The sequence below is a fragment of the Enterovibrio sp. QJM3NY_24 genome, assembly GCF_057786035.1.
In genome coordinates this window covers 2,795,512-2,811,383 of record NZ_CM173519.1, presented here as the reverse complement: position 1 = coordinate 2,811,383, position 15,872 = coordinate 2,795,512, and the positions used below count along the sequence as shown (strand labels likewise).

Here is a 15,872-nt window from a genome sequence, read left to right as displayed (position 1 = left end):
ACGCGATGTTTTTTTGCCCCAATCTCTCATGGTGCAGCAATAGCATTGAAGCAAGAAAGTCGTGTTTTCTGCTTCAACTGCACCGAAAATGCGACTATAAGAAAAAACGCATTTAGTCATTTAGAGAAAAGGTATACGTTTCAACGAACAATATCGTTCATTTTCACGGTGATCAACCGCGCAAACACAAGGAATAGGCCTACTCTATACGCTTGTTTTTGCCCTGCGCCAAAAGTACCATGGTCGAAAACGCATTTTTGGAGAAGGAAATGTTTTCAGGAAGTATCGTGGCACTTGCCACGCCGATGGATAGCTCTGGTGAGATTGATTACGCCAGTTTAAAAAATCTCGTTGATTTTCACGTTGATGCTGGAACTGACGCCATTGTTTCTGTGGGAACAACGGGTGAGTCTGCAACTGTCACCGTAGAAGAGCACATCAAGATTGTTCTGAAAACACTGGAGTTTGCAGATGGCCGTATTCCTGTCATTGCAGGAACAGGTGCAAATGCAACGCATGAAGCCATTACTTTTAGCAAAATGTTCGCAGGCTCAGGCATTGCGGGTTGCTTGAGCGTGGTGCCTTATTACAACAAACCTTCACAAGAAGGTTTGTATCAGCATTTTAAAGCCATCTCTGAGTCTAGCGAACTGCCACAGATTCTTTATAACGTGCCAGGTCGTACCGTAGCAGACATGCTGCCTGAAACCGTGGGTCGTCTTTCTGAGTTCAAGAACATCATTGGCATCAAAGATGCGACTGGTGATCTCGATCGTGTGCGTCAACACCGTGAACTTTGTCGTGAAGATTTTCTCTTATTAAGTGGTGATGACTTTACTGGCCTTGATTTCGTCGCAGCGGGCGGCCATGGCGTGATTTCTGTTACGAATAATATTGCTGCCGCGCAAATGGCGAAAATGATGAAGCTAGCGCTGGCAGGTGAAATGGATGAAGCCCGTTCAATCAATGAAAAGCTGATGCCGCTACACAAAGATCTTTTCGTAGAAGCGAACCCAATCCCTGTAAAATGGGCATTGCATGAAATGGGCTTGATTGCTGATGGTACGCTGCGTTTGCCTCTCACTGTTTTGAATGCTGACTTACAGCCTCGAGTGAAACAGGCATTGCTTGATGCAGGCATACTGTAACGCTTCTTTGGAGATTTAATGAAACCTGTTTTTAAACTCGGCTTGAGTGTAGTACTGGTCGCCTCATTGGCGGCTTGTTCAAGTGCCGATAAACGACGCCAAGCGTCGGATGATTTCGAGTATCTCGATACATCTGCATTGTCTCAGTGGGAAACATTGCCAGATCAGCAACCAGAGTTTTCTGGCGCTTATCGTATTCCAGAGCGTGAATTCGATGGCCCAATTGGGCGTGATATTGATATTCGACCACCTCAGCAAATTCTAGAGTTGATCCCTGGCGCACGTTACGAGCAAGATGCTGAAGGTGTCACCGTTTGGATGCCGCGCGCCGAGCAAGCACAGCGCTTGTGGCAAACGATTGAAGAAATGGCTTCGTTAACCCAAATTCCGGTTCGCTCTGCATCTGCGGACAGCATCGAAACCGATTGGATTGTGTGGACCATTGAAGATGATGAGGAAGTGATCGAAAGTCGCTATATCCTCACGCCAATTGAAGAGCGTGCTCGTTACGGTTTCCGCATCGAAATGGTGGAATGGAAACGGAACGGCGAAGCGGAGAATCTGCGTTTGGCTTCCCGCGAGCGTTACAACGTTCAAATGACTAACTTGATCACTGCGCGTTATGACAACGACTTGCGTGAAGAAGCCCGTTTGAAAGCACAGGAGCTGGTGAAGAATATTCCGATCAGCTTAGGTAAAGACCGCAGTGGTCTGCCTGTTATCATCGCACGTGCTCCATACGATGTATTCTGGGAGCGTTTGCCGAATATTCTCAATGAACTTGGCTTTACCATTGAAGATCGTAACCGATCTCAGGGTACCTTGAATGTGGCGCTTAAAGATCAGGATGATGAGTTCTGGCAAGATTTGGGTGTTCAACCGCTTCAGTTAGAGCGTAAGAATTACAGTATTCTGCTCGGTGATTTGGGCAACCGTACGTCAATTAATGTGACAGACAGTGCAGGTAAACCTGTGCCAGAAGAGCAACTGGCAAGCCTTAGCCCTGCACTGGTTGCAGCTGTTGAGCGTTTGAATCGTAACTAGTTTGCTTACTGATTACTGATATGAAAAGAGGACGCCTTGGCGTCCTCTCTTTTTTTGTTATGTCACTCGGCGTAAGTTCAATCAACCAAACCGTAATCCGCTTTCAAGATAGCAACAATTTCTTGCTTAGGATTTTCACTTAAATGGATCGGATGACCGACGATTTTCTCAGCAATACCCATATAGGTGCGAGAAATATCCATCAAGGCTTCTTCAGGCAAGATGTTGTCGCGAGCTAATGCTTCACGCTCAGGCATACGGTTTTTATTCAACAGAATGTCTGGGTCAGGGAAGTACTTGAGCAAGAACTGTCGAAACCCTTCTTTTGAGTTTTCAACAATCTTACCCGCGTTGTATTCCGCCGTGTCCCAGATGCGTGATGAATCAGGCGTGCCTACTTCATCCATATAGATCAGCTTCTCCTGACCTGCAGCATCGGTGACGTAACCAAATTCAAACTTGGTATCGACAAATGTTTGCCCCACTTCTTCCAGCGCCTTGCTGATCACGCCAAAGCCTTCTTTGAGCAACGTCTCATAGCGGGCTATATCATTCACGGACGAGAAATTAAACGCGGCGATATTGTCTTCAATGTTATTGCGGGTGATATTCACGTCATCGGCATCTGGCACGCCCGGAATCCCTTTTAGAATTCCTTTGGTCGATGGCGTGATCAAAAGCTCAGGCAGTTTCTTGTCTCTTGCCAAGCCTTCTGGCAATGCGATACCGCAAAATTCACGTTCGCCTTTTTCATACGCACGCCACATAGAGCCCGTGATGTACTGACGGCAAATGGCTTCCACTTTAATGGGTTTGGCTTTTTGCACGATCCAGACAAAAGGATGGGGAATATCGAGAATATGGCTGTCTGCTAAACCATTTTCTTTAAACAGCTTGAACCAATGATTGGAAATCGCATTGAGTGCTGCGCCTTTGCCTGGCACGCCTTTTAAACCACCTTCACCTTGCCAAATGCAATCGAATGCTGAGATACGGTCGCTGATCACCATGATCGCGAGCGGCGCATCAGGGGCGACATCGTAGCCTTTCTCTTTGATAAGGCGCTGACTGTCTTCTTCAGTCAGCCAGTAAACAGAACGTACTTTTCCGCTGTGAACAGGCTGGTGGGTACGAATGGGAAGATCGTCGTTAACGGCGAGAACTTGATCCGCAAGGCTCATTGAGACATTCCTATCTAGGGTTATACGGCAAAACACAAAGTGATGAGAGAGCTCACATCACCCATTTGTTGGCATCATACCAGAACTCTTTTGTGCTGTTAGTGAAAAAGCAAACGTTTGCCTAAAAAATCCATGTGCGGAATGTACGTAGAGTGGGGATGAAAAAATGAAAGTAAAAAGGCGACCTTAGGTCGCCTCATTGAACGTGATCATCAGGATGAAGACTTGTTATCACGATCATGGTTATCGTCGTCAGTTGGTGCGCTTTTCTTTTGTTGTTCTTTGCCAACCATGACGTCTTTTATCTTGTCTTTCTGTCGCATACCAAATTTGGATTTTGCGGTGTACTTCAACGCCATGATATTGCTGACCACCACCGCGACCACGATAAAAATGATGAAGTAGGGGTTAGTGAGAATGTCCATGTTAGGCCTCGCACACATTGGCAATGTACTTTGAATATATCCCTTTGAGTGACAAAAGGATAGCGTCACGCCCACCGACATCAGACGTTGCGATAATGTCCCGTAAAACCTCTTCCGTTAACGAATCGAGCAATCCAGAGGTGACGACCTGATGGCTGATATGCCATGGCTCAAAGGCAACACCGCCTCTGTCTTCACGATAGGGAAAGAAAAAGCCAAAGCTGGCTAGGTTTGCTTCCAGCCATGCAAAAAAAGGAGCCTGATGACCGGATAGATACTCCCAAGGTTCAAGCTGAATGCTCACGCCTTCTGGTAGCAAGTTTGCCGCATAGATATCCATGTCTGTGCCCCAATGATGACGGCTAGCACCGGGTAGCGCAGACCAGCGTAAAATGGCCTGCACTTTTTCATCATCGGTCAGCGTGCTTGGTTCAAGAGTATTACCGTTATCATCCAAGATCGGGCGTTCGCCTGAAAACTTGCTGTTCCAAATCAGTTTCTGACGGTCAAAATCGCGAAAGCTGCTGGCAATGACAAGTTCAAAGCCGGCGGCTTTTGCGCTTTCTTGTAGGCGAACAAAATCATCCACAATGTCGCGGTGCAGCAAGCGATCATCTAGCTCTACCAGATGATCGCGTGTTTGGCCTGTCAGAGACGAAATGGTCCAACTCATTTGGCGAAAAGTTTCTCCAGCACTTTTTGGTACATATCGGTCAGCTTCTCAAGATCTGCCACTTTTACGCACTCGTTCACTTTGTGAATGGTGGCATTGACGGGGCCAAGTTCAATCACTTGTGTGCCCATTTGTGCAATAAATCGACCATCAGATGTACCGCCAGTGGTCAAAAGCTGTGGTTTTTGATGGTTAACTTCATCAACCGCATCGACAACTGCAACAAGCAAAGAGCCCGTGTCTGTCAAAAAGGGATGACCGCTAAAGGTCCAAGCTAGATCGTAGTCTAAGCCGTGCGCATCCAACACGGAATGAACACGCGCTTTGATATCATCAGCGGTTAATTCTGTGCTGAACCTCAGGTTAAACTGCACCTTGAAGTCACCTGGGATCACATTGCTTGCGCCAGTACCTGATGACAGGTTTGGGATCTGAAAACTGGTGGGCGGAAAGTATTCATTGCCTTCGTCCCACTGAATAGCCGCAAGCTCTGTGAGTGCAGGTAGTGCCTGATGGATAGGGTTTCGTGCCAGCTGCGGGTAAGCAACGTGGCCCTGAATCCCTTTAATGGTGACATCGCCTGTAATAGAGCCACGACGGCCATTTTTTACCACATCACCAACGGCGTGTGTGCTTGATGGCTCACCCACTATGCACATGTCGATAATTTCATTGCGCGCCATTAATGTATCAACCACGCGGGTGGTGCCGTTGATAAACGGGCCTTCTTCATCTGACGTGATCAGAAAAGCAATCGAGCCAGTGTGATCGGGGTTATCAGCAATAAAACGCTCCACAGCAACGACCATGGCGGCCAGTGAGCCTTTCATGTCCGCTGCGCCGCGACCATGCAGGTAGCCATCAATCAAAGTCGGTTCAAAAGGAGGCGTGTGCCATTGCTCCAAAGGACCCGCGGGTACGACATCTGTGTGGCCTGCAAACGCAAACAGCGGCGATGCGGTGCCACGGCGTGCCCATAGGTTGGTGGTGTCTTCAAACACGAGGCGTTCAATGGTGAAACCGAGTGCTTCAAGACGCTGAATCATCAGCTCCTGACAACCTTCATCGATGGGGGTAACGGAGGGGCGGCCGATTAAATCCTTGGCCAAAGACAATACAGCGCTGTCTGTCATGAGTAGAAGTGTCCTTACTTTCGATTATTCGCTAAAAATGGTGGTGTATTCGTCGGGCTTAAAGCCAAGGTAGTAATTGCCATTGTGCGCCAGAAGTGGGCGTTTGATCATCGCAGGATGCACCAACATCAGTGCAACGGCATTGGTCTCGTCGAGGTTGCTTTTCTGCTCTTCAGACAAGGCACGGAAAGTGGTGCCACGTTTGTTCAACATCGCTTCCCAACCTAGCACTTCGACAAACTGTTTCAGCATGTCTTGGTCGATGCCATCTTTACGGTAGTCGTGAAAGGTGAAAGCTTTATCTTCCGCCTCGAGCCACTTCAACGCTTTCTTGATGGTGTCACAATTTTTTATCCCGTAAACCATGGTGGTCATTGACGGCTTCCTCTTACTTGTCGTCTTTTGCCGTAGATTGACATTCCAACGTTTTGAAAGCAAGGCACTCTCAGTTATCGATTCAGAAACAATCCTTTCGTTAAAACAGCAATATCCAAAGTACTACATTAGGTTTGACTAATATAATTAACTTTAGTTAAATCTAATGTAGTGACGTTTTGAGTGAGAAAGAAAATATGGCGCAAGAATTTTTAGATGAAGCAACGGAAGCGGCAAAAGTGCTGCGTATTTTATCGCATCCTGAACGGCTGATGGTGCTTTGCCAATTGCGCGAAGGGGAGCGTAATGTTTCCCACTTATTGCAAAACAGTGCATTGAGCCAGTCAGCATTCTCTCAGCACCTAACCGTGTTACGCCAAGCGGGACTCGTGGCGACGCGTAAATCTTCTCAATCAGTTTTCTACCGCATTGATGACCCAAGAGTAGAGAACTTGATCAATGCCATTCAAGGCGCTTGGTGCGGAGAGCAGGGAGCGGTCACTCAAGGTGGTATGAGCACTCAGGGAGTACAAACAATAGCGGTGTAATTTTGTGAGTCGATAACTATTGGTGCTTGCCCCTTTGCGGGTGGCAGTTTCTGTTTTCTGTTGAGCGGAACGAAGGAGAACGGGTCGGAGTTCTCTAAGTGACGAGTGTGTCCCCGTGAATGCGCATTCATATTGATCAAGCGCAATACGTCAAATGCTATTCATTGAATAATGGGGAAAGTCATATTAGGAGGTCTCAATGGAACTGAATCCGGTTTTTGCAAGAAGACTGTATCTCGCTTTCTTGGTAGAAGAAATGGAACGTCCGAACGTTCCGCGTTTGATAGAAGCGACCGGTTGGCCGCGTCGTACCATTCAAGACGTGATTAAGTCGTTAGCTGGTTTAGGTATCGAGTTGGCATTTATTCAAGACGGACGTCGTCATAACGATGGCTACTATCGTCTGACTGATTGGGGTCCCTTCAAGCGCGAATGGGTAGAAAACCGTAAAAGAGATATTGTTGGCACCCTCGCAGGCTAAAAGAGAAACGCAGTGAACAGACTGCGTTTTTTATGTTTTTAACCGTGATGGCTGTCGTTTTGCCGTAACGCCTTTTGAACGTATTTTGGTAATTTATCAACCACCAAATGCCACGATCGGGTAATGATACTCTCTATCTCCGCATTGGGCAGAGTGCACTCAAGGCCAAACTCAATCCACCCGACTCTCGCTAAATGCGGTGCTGGACGACATCCCGGAATTTCGGCCATCATCAAAAATAAGTCGTCAGGGACTTTGCAGGCCATTTTGTTGCCATCATAAAAGATGCATACCATTTTGGTTTGATGCACGCTGTAAACATCGACGCCGCCCCATTTCACGTCATGGCGGATTCCGACCAACACCTCACAATGGCGACGCAGCGCGATCACGTTCATTTATTGGATGAATCCTTTTTCTTGCAACAAGGTACGAAGCGCTTCCACGCGTTTGCGGTTAACGCCAAAATCGGAATAACCCACACGAGATTCTGAGCGAACGATCAGGTTTTCACCGTCAATTCTTAATTCAACATCATCGACGAATCGCATGATACTGCTGACAAATTCAATACGCGCATAACCCGGTTCTTGGGTACCGACTCGTGCGCCAGGCAAAGTCAGAACTGCGTCGACCAGGCGTGGCATTGAGACCTCATCTGAGACCAGAGCAAACGGCGCGACAGCATATTCTTCACGGGGATCGATACTTGATACGCAATTTGGCTTGTCGCCACATGGCGTTCTTGATTTGTCATTCACTGTTCCATCTCCTTGTGCGCACCCTTGCATGAGCAGCAACGCAGCGCCACTTAATAATGCGATAAGTGATTTGTTCATTGTTTACTCCCAGTTTTTCTATTGCACCATCAATAGGTAGGCAGCAAATCCCACCCAACTTAACACCAGTAACACCCATGGTAGACTATTACGGCCTGACGTAGACTCAGGCGTTGATGACTCTGTCACATCGAGGTCACCCTGGCTTGTATGATGTTCTTTGTGTCGCAGTTGTTTTTTCCTGTCTTTGTCGCGTTCACGGGCTTTTACTTTTTGCTGCTTCTTATAAAGCGCGATACCTTTCTCGATGCCTTGTGCAACCCGCTTAGTTTGTTCTTTTGTTTGATTCGATTTCTGGGTGGCTTTGGCGATTTGCATCGCTTCGTTTTGGGTTTCAGGCGAAGGTGTTGGGTTTGTCATGGTTTATCATTCTTTCGCGATCAGGGCGTTTGGTGCAATTATACCGTTGATAAGGAATTGTCACGAAACCTAAAAGCGGTAAATGTGTCCAAGTTCCAGTAATCCAAATAGGGAGAATAGAAAATGATCTTAACCACGACACCGACAGTACAAGGACGAGACATTACCCACTATCATGGCGTTGTTGTTGGTGAGGCAATACTCGGCGCGAACATCTTCAAGGATATATTCGCCAGTATCCGCGACATCGTTGGTGGCCGTTCTGCCGCGTATGAGCGCGAGTTAGCAAAGCGCGGGAAATTGCGTTTGAAGAATGACGGGAGCAAGCAGTGAAAGCTGGCGGGAATGCCGTTGTCGGTATCGATCTCGATTATGAAGTAGTAGGGCCAAACGGTGGCATGTTCATGGTAAGCGTGAGCGGAACGGCGGTAACATTGGGGTAGCGCATGGTGAGGATAAGTGTGAACTCACTAGAATCTCGTCGCGAAATTTACTGAGCTACTCCGCAATTATTCGTGCTTGGGCTTTGCGCCAGCATCGAATACTGAGACATTTCGGCTATGGGTTGTGAACAATGTTTTATTACTCTCAGCCCCTGACAATGATAGATATAGATGAATACGCACTTGTACCAATCACCTGATTATTTCGATAAGCACGGCAATGCAAAGCCAAACCTCCTTTTCTGGCTGAGCTGCGTCTTTTTAGCAAGAGCTTGGCTGGTGTTTGTGATTGCAGGTGTAAGCAGAGAGCAGGGACAAGATCTCCTTGCCTTGTTCTACCCAAGCCACGATGCCCTTTATATAGGCTTAGGTGTTGGATTTCCCGCAGTGGTGCTGATGCTGCTAGCTGGCAACCTTCACCGCTATCCGGCGTTTTTTGATCGGATATGGTTTTGGGGTAAAGCCTTTTTAATCACGGCGTTTTTTGCTGACTTGATACTGCAAATCAAGCACTTGATGATGTTGCATTGGCGTTTCCATTGGAGCAGTGCCGTGACCTTACTGATTGCGCTTTGGCTGGTTATTTACCTTTTTAAAAGTCGCCGCACTCAGTTTTTATTCAAAGCGCCAATCTTAAGAGAAGAAAAATGAACGAGTGGAAGAAAGGACTTGTCCTGTTTAGCGCCATGCTGAGTCCATTGGCGATGGCGGATTGGCAAGTTGATGTGAATTTTGAAATGGATCGCGCAGGCAAACAGCACCGCGCCCAGACCTCGGTGTCACTCATTCCCGGTGAAGAGACAGTTATATTTGATAACGACACCTCGGGCCGATCTCTTGTCGGCACCGCTCAATTGTTAGAGGTAACGGCAGATGAAGTGAAGATATCATTGGTCGTTCAAGAGCAATGTCCAGATGGCGAATGGCGAACCATTATGGCGCCGACCATATGTGCAGGGCTAAATACACCGGCATCGGTCAATTTAATTAACGAATTTTTGGACGAATCTGCATCACTTCAGGTGGAAGTTACGTCGGTTTAATCATCTCTTGGATATCTTTACAGATCTGAGACAAAGTCTGAGTACAATGTTGGCAGTATGCTTAGACTTTTCTTTCTATCAGACATAACAAGCTGATCGATCTGTATTTATCTGGAGGTAACAATGGCGGTTTCACAGCCAGCAATCGTGGCCGATGCTGGGCCGTTTGCAATTTACACTGTGTTGAAAGTCACAGGCTCAACATCAGCGGTACTGAACAAATGTCGCGTAATCCACTCGCTGGTTGACGAGATTAACGCGAACCAACCCGGTGCTAACCTGAAAGCGGCACTGTCGTTTTCAGCGGCTTTTTGCCAAGAAAATGGCATTGTTACTCCTGAAGACTTCGTTGATTTTCGCGCTCTAGGTCAGGGTGATACTCAAGCGCCTGCTACCGATTGCGATATCCTGCTGCACGCGCACTCTACCCGTCACGATTTGAATTTCTTCCTACTGCGTAAGTTTCTTTCTGACATCTCGTCTGACGTGAGCGTTGTGGACGAAACCTACGGCTATCGTTACCTCGATTCGCGCGATATGACTGGGTTCATAGATGGCACTGAAAACCCTGACGGTGATGACGCACGTCGTGATGTAGCAATCATTGCTGATGGCGACTGTGCTGGTGGCAGTGTGGTGATGATGCAACGTTATGTGCATGATTTGAATGCATGGGAGCCAATGTCTGTTGCTAAGCAAGAGAAAATCATTGGCCGCACCAAACCTGATTCGATTGAGCTGGAAGATGTGCCTGCAACATCACACGTTGGCCGTGTTGATATTAAAGAAGATGGCAAAGGCTTAAAAATGGTGCGACACAGCCTGCCTTATGGCTCAGTTTCGGGCGATCATGGTTTGCTCTTTTTGGCGTACTGCCATACTCAGCATGTCCACAAGACGATGCTAGAAAGCATGTTCGGTGAGCGCGATGGAAAAACAGACATGATGCTGCGTTTCACCACTGCAGTGACAGGGGCTTACTTCTATGCGCCTTCAATGGCTGCGATGGATAATATCATTTAGTTCAATGATTTAATCAGCACTCGTCACATATGTGAATTGTAAAGCACCGCAAGTCGGTGCTTTTTAGTTTGTCAGAATGTGATGAGAGTAATGCTCTGTAATGACTAATTTTTGACCCAGATTTCGGTTTTGAAATTTGGCTTTCTTCTTCTATCCAAACTCGCTCGACGGCACGGTTTTTCTGTGTTTTTCTCTCCGACAGATGATACAAATTGACGGAGTCGCTGAATGCGCGTGTTATCCAATAACGCTAGCAATACCAATCAAAAAGAACCCTACGCACTCTCTATTTTTGCAATAGGAGAGATGCCATGTCGCAAATAACACTCGATGGTGAATGGACGCTTTCATCGCTGTCAGACCTTTCCATTTCAGTGCCTATTAAGATGCCGGGCGATGTACATAGCGCCTTATTAGAGGCAGGCGTGATCCCCGATCCTTATCTCGGTTGCAATGAGACCGACATACAATGGGTTGGCGAGCACGACTGGCTGCTTGAAAAGCAGTTTGAGGTCGAAAGTACACTGCTCGAATCAAAAGAAGTCGATTTAATCCTCAGCATGGTCGATACCGTGGCAACCATCACCCTCAACGATGAAGTGGTGATGCTTTGTAGCAATATGTTCCGAAACTATCGCTGCAATGTACGCCCATTTTTGAATGCTGGTATCAACACACTTCGCATTACGCTAAAACGCGCCGACCTAGAAGCCAAAGCCAGAGCCGAGCGCTTGCCGTTTCCAGTACCATGGGCTGAAGGCAACAACCAAATCCCGCACATGAATACGCTGCGAAAAACGCAATGCCACAGCGGATGGGATTGGGGAATTTGCCTCATGGCAAGCGGGGTGTATGAGAGCATTCGCTTACAGCCCATCTCTAATGTGCGCTTAAACAGCGTGAGAACCTCACAGCAATGGCACAGTGACGGAAGCTGCGAAGTGATTGTTACGCTCGCCTCAGAGCGATTGACGCCTGATTCTGATGCTATCGCTGAGTGTGTGTTGGAAACACCGAACGGTGAGCGGATCAGTCACGCGATCGCACTTGATAGCAACAAGCTTGAATGCCGCTTTACGATTTCTCAACCTGATCGCTGGTGTCCGCAGGTTACGGTGAGCAGCCGCTGTATTCACTCACAGTAATCGTCGACGGACAGCGTGTTGAAAAGCGACTTGGTTTGAGGGAGTTACACCTCGATACGCAAGAAGATAATGCCGGCTCAGCGATGACATTTGTTGTTAATGGCAAACCTATTATGGCAAAGGGCGCAAACTGGATACCGCTTGATGCTATGCCCGGCAAACAAACACCGGAGCGCTACCGCCAATTACTGGAAGATGCGAAAGCCGCGAACATGAACATGATCCGTGTCTGGGGCGGTGGTATGTATGAACGTGGTGTGTTCTATCGCCTCTGTGATGAACTCGGTTTACTGGTATGGCAAGATTTGATGTTTGCTTGCGCGCTATATCCGTCAACGCCAGCGTTTCTAAAAGACGTTTCACAGGAAGTACAAGAGCAAGTCAGGCGTCTCAGCGATCACCCCTCGTTGGCATTATGGTGTGGTGACAATGAAGTTATCGGTGCGATTGGCTGGTATCCCGAATCTCGTGAGAATCGAGAAAAATACGTGGTGAATTATGATCGTTTAAACCGCGTATTGCAGGAAGTGGTAGAGCGAGAAGATCCAACGCGTCGTTTTTGGGCGAGTTCACCGTGTAATGGTGAACTCGACTTTGGCGACGCATGGCATGACGATAACAAAGGCGACATGCATTTTTGGGATGTTTGGCATTCCGGTAAGTCGTTTGATGCTTACCAAAAAGTGAAACCGCGTTTTTGCAGTGAGTTTGGTTACCAGTCATGGCCGTCATTACCTACGGTAAAGACCTTTGCGGCGGAAGAAGAGTGGAACGTCACCTCCCCAACCTTTGAACAACATCAAAAAAATGGGCGAGGAAACAGCATCATCACCGAGATGTTTACCCGCTATTTCCGATTCCCGAAAGACTTCGCGCAAATGCTGTATCTCAGTCAAGTTCAACAGGCACTGGCAATCAAAACTGCCAGTGAATATTGGCGTGCAAATAAACCTTTGTGCCGCGGCATATTGTACTGGCAACTCAACGATTGTTGGCCGGTGAGCTCATGGTCGAGTATTGAATACAATGGTCGATGGAAGCAACTTCACTACCATGCGAAACGCTTTTTTGCACCGCAGCTTGCAGTGTTTGTTGAAGAAGAGAATACGTTAAGTTTACGTTTCATCAATGATGAACACCGACGTGTAGCGGCTACAGGGCAAGTTACATGGTATGACTGGCATGGCGAAGTGATTGATACTTGGCCATTTGAGACCAAACTGTCAGAAGATGATAACCAGCTGGTTTGGCATTGTGATCTGGATATTATCAATGAGCGCAAACATCAGGGTTTTTTCCACGTTGTGATGGATTGTGAGGGGAAAACCGCAACCAATGTTTGGTTTGATGATGCGTACAAACGTCTACCATTGCGCAAGTCAGATATCTGTACAGAAGTGAAAACGCATGCCGATGGGCGAATTGTCGTTACCTTATCGAGCAGTGTACCAGCATTCTTTGTGCATCCAGAGTTTAGTGGGGAAGGGCGGTTTAGCGATGCCAGTTTCACCTTAATGCCTTGTTCTCCGGTCACTGTCGAGTACATTGGCAATGCCACAGCTGATCAGCTAGAAGCGGGATTGACGGTATATCAATTGGCGGGAACCTATTGATAGATAAAGATAGAATGTGACAGAAATAAAAAAGCGCAGCCCAAGGGCTGCGCTTTTTCGACACATCAAAGAGAATTACTTCTTAATGCGCAGTACTGGAGTTTGACCAACAACAACAGAACCAGAAAGCTTGTTCAGCTCCTTGATTTCGTCCATGTTAGAAATAACAACAGGTGTCAGAGTCGACTTCGCTTTTTCTTCTAGCATAGCCAGATCGAATTCGATGATCGTGTCACCCGCTTTAACTTCTTGGCCTTCTTCAGCGATACGCTTGAAGCCTTCACCTTTCAGCTCAACAGTGTCGATACCGAAGTGAACGAACATCTCGATGCCGTCTTCAGATTCGATAGAGAAAGCGTGGTTGGTTTCGAAAATCTTACCAATGGTACCGTTAACTGGTGCAACCATTTTGTCGCCAGTTGGTTTGATTGCGATACCGTCACCAACGATTTTCTCAGCGAAAACAACATCTGGCACATCTTCGATGTTTACGATTTCACCAGAAAGTGGTGCGATGATTTCAATGACACCAGCATCGCTGCTGTCGTCAGAAACCAGCTTCTTCAGTTTGTCAAACAGACCCATAGTGTATGCTCCTAAGCGTTATCAATACTTTGCTGCCGTATTCTAGCAGACAGTTTTCTCAGCAATGAATTTATCTACATGCGCAGTGATTTCATCTGCGGTAGGCATCGCCAGTGCTTCTTCTGCCATCGCTTTAACATCAGCAAAGTTAGCATTGCGGATAATTTTCTTGATGCGTGGAATGGAAATACCACTCATGCTGAATTCATCCAGACCCATACCCATCAGCAGCAGAGTTGCACGCTCGTCACCTGCAAGCTCACCACACATGCCAGTCCATTTGCCTTCTTTGTGAGAAGCGTCAATAACTTGCTTGATAACGGTCAGCACTGCTGGAGACAGTGGGTTGTATAGGTGCGAGATCATCTCATTACCACGGTCAACCGCAAGAGTATACTGGGTTAAGTCGTTTGTACCAATGCTAAAGAATTCGACTTCTTTTGCTAGGTGGTGAGCAATCGCGGCAGCCGCTGGCGTTTCAACCATTACACCGATTTCGATGCTCTCGTCAAACGCTAGGCCTTCAGCACGTAGTTCTGTTTTGTATTCCTCGATGGCTTTTTTCAGCTCACGGATTTCTTCTACTGAGATGATCATTGGGAACATCACACGAAGTTTACCGTGGGCAGAAGCACGCAAAATTGCACGCAGTTGATCGCGTAGAATGTCACGACGATCAAGACTGATGCGAATTGCACGCCAACCCAGGAATGGGTTCATTTCTTTTGGCAGATCCATGTATGGCAGATCTTTGTCACCACCAATATCCATAGTACGGATAATGATTGGGTGACCTTGCATTGCCAATGCAACGTCTTTGTACGCTTTGTACTGCTCTTCTTCAGTAGGCAGTGCGTCACGATCCATGAACAGGAATTCAGTACGGTATAGACCAACACCTTCACCGCCGTTACGGTTGATGCCGTCACAGTCTTTAACAGTACCGATGTTGCCGCAAACTTCTACCTGATGACCATCAAGAGTAATTGCTGGCAAGTCTTTCAGTTTTGCCAGTTCTTCTTTCTCAGCAATAAATTCATCACGGATCGCTTTGAATTTGTTCAGCTCGTCTTCGCTAGGGTTGATGACAACCTTGTTGTTGATTGCATCAAGTACCAGCATATCGCCATTGTTCACACGCTTAGTGATGTCGTTGGTGCCAACGATCGCAGGCAGTTCCAAAGAACGCGCCATGATAGAGGTGTGTGAAGTACGGCCGCCGATGTCGGTAATGAAACCTAGAACGAAGTCGAGATTGATTTGCGCAGTTTCAGAAGGAGTTAGGTCGTTAGCAACCAGAATCACTTCTTCATTGATAGCGCTCAAAGACACGATGTTGATACCTAGTGCGTTCTTGATGAAACGTGAACCAATGTCACGGACGTCAGTAGCACGTTCTTTTAGGTATTCGTCATCCAGAGATTCAAGCGTTGTTGCTTGTTCTTCGATGACGCTGTAAATCGCGTATTCAACAGATGCTTTGTTGTCTTTAATGAAAGCTATGATTTCTTCTTCTAGCTCTTCATCTTCAAGCAGCATGATGTGACCTTCAAAGATCGCTTCTTTCTCTTCACCGAAAGTTACGCGAGCTTTTTCTTTAATCACTTCGAGTTGCTGTTTGGTTTTTTCGCGCGCTTCGAATAGGCGCTCGACTTGCGCGTCTAGCTGGTTAGCTGGAAGCGGATTTTTGTTGATGACGATGTCATCTTCTTGAAGTAGCAGCGCTTTGCCAAAAGCAATACCAGGAGATGCCAGGATACCTGAAATCATAGCCTTACCCTACATTTGATCAATGGAAATAACTAATGGATAG

General features: G+C 47.1%; 17 protein-coding genes and 2 pseudogenes. 9 read left to right on the top strand and 10 right to left on the bottom strand.

The window, feature by feature from the left end:
* The first annotated feature begins 269 nt into the window (after nucleotides 1–269).
* Both dapA and bamC read left to right on the top strand, forming a co-directional pair.
* Complete coding sequence (gene dapA / locus AC3CIC_RS12420) at nucleotides 270–1,148, top strand: 4-hydroxy-tetrahydrodipicolinate synthase (protein WP_488514764.1); 879 nt, start codon at nucleotides 270–272, stop codon at nucleotides 1,146–1,148.
* An 18-nt stretch (nucleotides 1,149–1,166) separates the two neighbouring features.
* Nucleotides 1,167–2,192 (top strand): outer membrane protein assembly factor BamC, encoded by a 1,026-nt coding sequence (bamC, locus tag AC3CIC_RS12415; protein WP_017004444.1) that lies wholly within the window; start codon nucleotides 1,167–1,169, stop codon nucleotides 2,190–2,192.
* 77 nt (nucleotides 2,193–2,269) lie between these two features.
* On the opposite strand, the gene AC3CIC_RS12410 is transcribed toward bamC, so the two are convergent.
* From AC3CIC_RS12410 to AC3CIC_RS12390, 5 genes are all read right to left on the bottom strand, one after another.
* Entirely contained in the window at nucleotides 2,270–3,373 is a 1,104-nt protein-coding gene (locus tag AC3CIC_RS12410) for a phosphoribosylaminoimidazolesuccinocarboxamide synthase (RefSeq protein ID WP_488514763.1), read from the bottom strand.
* A 212-nt stretch (nucleotides 3,374–3,585) separates the two neighbouring features.
* A complete protein-coding gene (locus tag AC3CIC_RS12405; protein WP_488514762.1) occupies nucleotides 3,586–3,798 on the bottom strand; it encodes a DUF2897 family protein in 213 nt (70 codons plus the stop codon).
* A 1-nt stretch (nucleotide 3,799) separates the two neighbouring features.
* Entirely contained in the window at nucleotides 3,800–4,471 is a 672-nt protein-coding gene (locus AC3CIC_RS12400; protein WP_488514761.1) for a M15 family metallopeptidase, read from the bottom strand.
* Nucleotides 4,468–5,604: a succinyl-diaminopimelate desuccinylase gene (gene dapE, locus AC3CIC_RS12395; protein WP_016960065.1), complete on the bottom strand. Its 1,137-nt coding sequence runs from the start codon at nucleotides 5,602–5,604 to the stop codon at nucleotides 4,468–4,470. Before dapE ends, AC3CIC_RS12400 begins: the two co-directional genes overlap by 4 nt.
* 24 nt (nucleotides 5,605–5,628) lie before the next feature.
* Entirely contained in the window at nucleotides 5,629–5,979 is a 351-nt protein-coding gene (locus AC3CIC_RS12390) for an ArsC family reductase (RefSeq protein WP_016960066.1), read from the bottom strand.
* A 197-nt stretch (nucleotides 5,980–6,176) separates the two neighbouring features.
* Between AC3CIC_RS12390 and AC3CIC_RS12385 the strand changes: the two genes are divergently transcribed.
* Nucleotides 6,177–6,527, top strand: coding sequence for an ArsR/SmtB family transcription factor (locus AC3CIC_RS12385; protein WP_488514760.1), 351 nt, complete (start codon nucleotides 6,177–6,179; stop codon nucleotides 6,525–6,527).
* Between the two features lie 199 nt (nucleotides 6,528–6,726).
* Nucleotides 6,727–7,008, top strand: a complete 282-nt coding sequence (locus tag AC3CIC_RS12380) for a winged helix-turn-helix domain-containing protein (protein ID WP_016960068.1) — start codon at nucleotides 6,727–6,729, stop codon at nucleotides 7,006–7,008.
* A 38-nt stretch (nucleotides 7,009–7,046) separates the two neighbouring features.
* Here AC3CIC_RS12380 and AC3CIC_RS12375 read toward each other — a convergent pair whose 3' ends face one another.
* The 3 genes from AC3CIC_RS12375 to AC3CIC_RS12365 are packed head-to-tail and all read right to left on the bottom strand — an operon-like array spanning nucleotide 7,047 to nucleotide 8,207.
* Entirely contained in the window at nucleotides 7,047–7,406 is a 360-nt protein-coding gene (locus AC3CIC_RS12375) for an MmcQ/YjbR family DNA-binding protein (RefSeq protein WP_488514759.1), read from the bottom strand.
* Nucleotides 7,407–7,847, bottom strand: a complete 441-nt coding sequence (locus tag AC3CIC_RS12370; RefSeq protein ID WP_488514758.1) for a DUF1499 domain-containing protein — start codon at nucleotides 7,845–7,847, stop codon at nucleotides 7,407–7,409.
* An 18-nt stretch (nucleotides 7,848–7,865) separates the two neighbouring features.
* A complete protein-coding gene (locus AC3CIC_RS12365) occupies nucleotides 7,866–8,207 on the bottom strand; it encodes a DUF2956 domain-containing protein (protein ID WP_016960071.1) in 342 nt (113 codons plus the stop codon).
* A gap of 123 nt (nucleotides 8,208–8,330) precedes the next feature.
* Between AC3CIC_RS12365 and AC3CIC_RS12360 the strand changes: the two are divergent.
* The 5 genes and pseudogenes from AC3CIC_RS12360 to AC3CIC_RS12340 all read left to right on the top strand — a co-directional run bounded on the left by AC3CIC_RS12360 (nucleotide 8,331) and on the right by AC3CIC_RS12340 (nucleotide 13,474).
* Nucleotides 8,331–8,650 (top strand): annotated as a pseudogene (locus tag AC3CIC_RS12360) (heavy metal-binding domain-containing protein).
* A gap of 171 nt (nucleotides 8,651–8,821) precedes the next feature.
* Nucleotides 8,822–9,301 (top strand): DUF2919 domain-containing protein, encoded by a 480-nt coding sequence (locus tag AC3CIC_RS12355; RefSeq protein ID WP_017004436.1) that lies wholly within the window; start codon nucleotides 8,822–8,824, stop codon nucleotides 9,299–9,301.
* Nucleotides 9,298–9,693 (top strand): hypothetical protein, encoded by a 396-nt coding sequence (locus tag AC3CIC_RS12350; protein ID WP_488514757.1) that lies wholly within the window; start codon nucleotides 9,298–9,300, stop codon nucleotides 9,691–9,693. The genes AC3CIC_RS12355 and AC3CIC_RS12350 overlap by 4 nt, the downstream gene beginning before the upstream one ends.
* A 123-nt stretch (nucleotides 9,694–9,816) precedes the next feature.
* Nucleotides 9,817–10,716, top strand: a complete 900-nt coding sequence (locus AC3CIC_RS12345) for a Dyp-type peroxidase (RefSeq protein WP_394210789.1) — start codon at nucleotides 9,817–9,819, stop codon at nucleotides 10,714–10,716.
* Between the two features lie 311 nt (nucleotides 10,717–11,027).
* Nucleotides 11,028–13,474 (top strand): annotated as a pseudogene (locus tag AC3CIC_RS12340) (beta-mannosidase).
* 75 nt (nucleotides 13,475–13,549) lie between these two features.
* On the opposite strand, the gene crr reads toward AC3CIC_RS12340, so the two are convergent.
* Nucleotides 13,550–14,059: a PTS glucose transporter subunit IIA gene (crr, locus tag AC3CIC_RS12335; protein WP_016960077.1), complete on the bottom strand. Its 510-nt coding sequence runs from the start codon at nucleotides 14,057–14,059 to the stop codon at nucleotides 13,550–13,552.
* Between the two features lie 42 nt (nucleotides 14,060–14,101).
* Complete coding sequence (gene ptsI / locus AC3CIC_RS12330; RefSeq protein ID WP_488514756.1) at nucleotides 14,102–15,829, bottom strand: phosphoenolpyruvate-protein phosphotransferase PtsI; 1,728 nt, start codon at nucleotides 15,827–15,829, stop codon at nucleotides 14,102–14,104.
* Nucleotides 15,830–15,872 lie beyond the last annotated feature (43 nt).

What these genes read in the sequence shown, in the direction of transcription:
- dapE (WP_016960065.1), bottom strand. Translation starts at nt 5,604, where the DNA reads ATGACAGACAGCGCTGTATTGTCTTTGGCCAAGGATTTAATCGGCCGC.
- AC3CIC_RS12370 (WP_488514758.1), bottom strand. Translation starts at nt 7,847, where the DNA reads ATGAACAAATCACTTATCGCATTATTAAGTGGCGCTGCGTTGCTGCTC.
- dapA (WP_488514764.1), top strand. Translation starts at nt 270, where the DNA reads ATGTTTTCAGGAAGTATCGTGGCACTTGCCACGCCGATGGATAGCTCT.
- bamC (WP_017004444.1), top strand. Translation starts at nt 1,167, where the DNA reads ATGAAACCTGTTTTTAAACTCGGCTTGAGTGTAGTACTGGTCGCCTCA.
- AC3CIC_RS12345 (WP_394210789.1), top strand. Translation starts at nt 9,817, where the DNA reads ATGGCGGTTTCACAGCCAGCAATCGTGGCCGATGCTGGGCCGTTTGCA.
- AC3CIC_RS12380 (WP_016960068.1), top strand. Translation starts at nt 6,727, where the DNA reads ATGGAACTGAATCCGGTTTTTGCAAGAAGACTGTATCTCGCTTTCTTG.
- ptsI (WP_488514756.1), bottom strand. Translation starts at nt 15,829, where the DNA reads ATGATTTCAGGTATCCTGGCATCTCCTGGTATTGCTTTTGGCAAAGCG.
- AC3CIC_RS12375 (WP_488514759.1), bottom strand. Translation starts at nt 7,406, where the DNA reads ATGAACGTGATCGCGCTGCGTCGCCATTGTGAGGTGTTGGTCGGAATC.
- AC3CIC_RS12350 (WP_488514757.1), top strand. Translation starts at nt 9,298, where the DNA reads ATGAACGAGTGGAAGAAAGGACTTGTCCTGTTTAGCGCCATGCTGAGT.
- AC3CIC_RS12405 (WP_488514762.1), bottom strand. Translation starts at nt 3,798, where the DNA reads ATGGACATTCTCACTAACCCCTACTTCATCATTTTTATCGTGGTCGCG.
- AC3CIC_RS12365 (WP_016960071.1), bottom strand. Translation starts at nt 8,207, where the DNA reads ATGACAAACCCAACACCTTCGCCTGAAACCCAAAACGAAGCGATGCAA.
- AC3CIC_RS12400 (WP_488514761.1), bottom strand. Translation starts at nt 4,471, where the DNA reads ATGAGTTGGACCATTTCGTCTCTGACAGGCCAAACACGCGATCATCTG.
- AC3CIC_RS12390 (WP_016960066.1), bottom strand. Translation starts at nt 5,979, where the DNA reads ATGACCACCATGGTTTACGGGATAAAAAATTGTGACACCATCAAGAAA.
- AC3CIC_RS12385 (WP_488514760.1), top strand. Translation starts at nt 6,177, where the DNA reads ATGGCGCAAGAATTTTTAGATGAAGCAACGGAAGCGGCAAAAGTGCTG.
- crr (WP_016960077.1), bottom strand. Translation starts at nt 14,059, where the DNA reads ATGGGTCTGTTTGACAAACTGAAGAAGCTGGTTTCTGACGACAGCAGC.
- AC3CIC_RS12410 (WP_488514763.1), bottom strand. Translation starts at nt 3,373, where the DNA reads ATGAGCCTTGCGGATCAAGTTCTCGCCGTTAACGACGATCTTCCCATT.
- AC3CIC_RS12355 (WP_017004436.1), top strand. Translation starts at nt 8,822, where the DNA reads ATGAATACGCACTTGTACCAATCACCTGATTATTTCGATAAGCACGGC.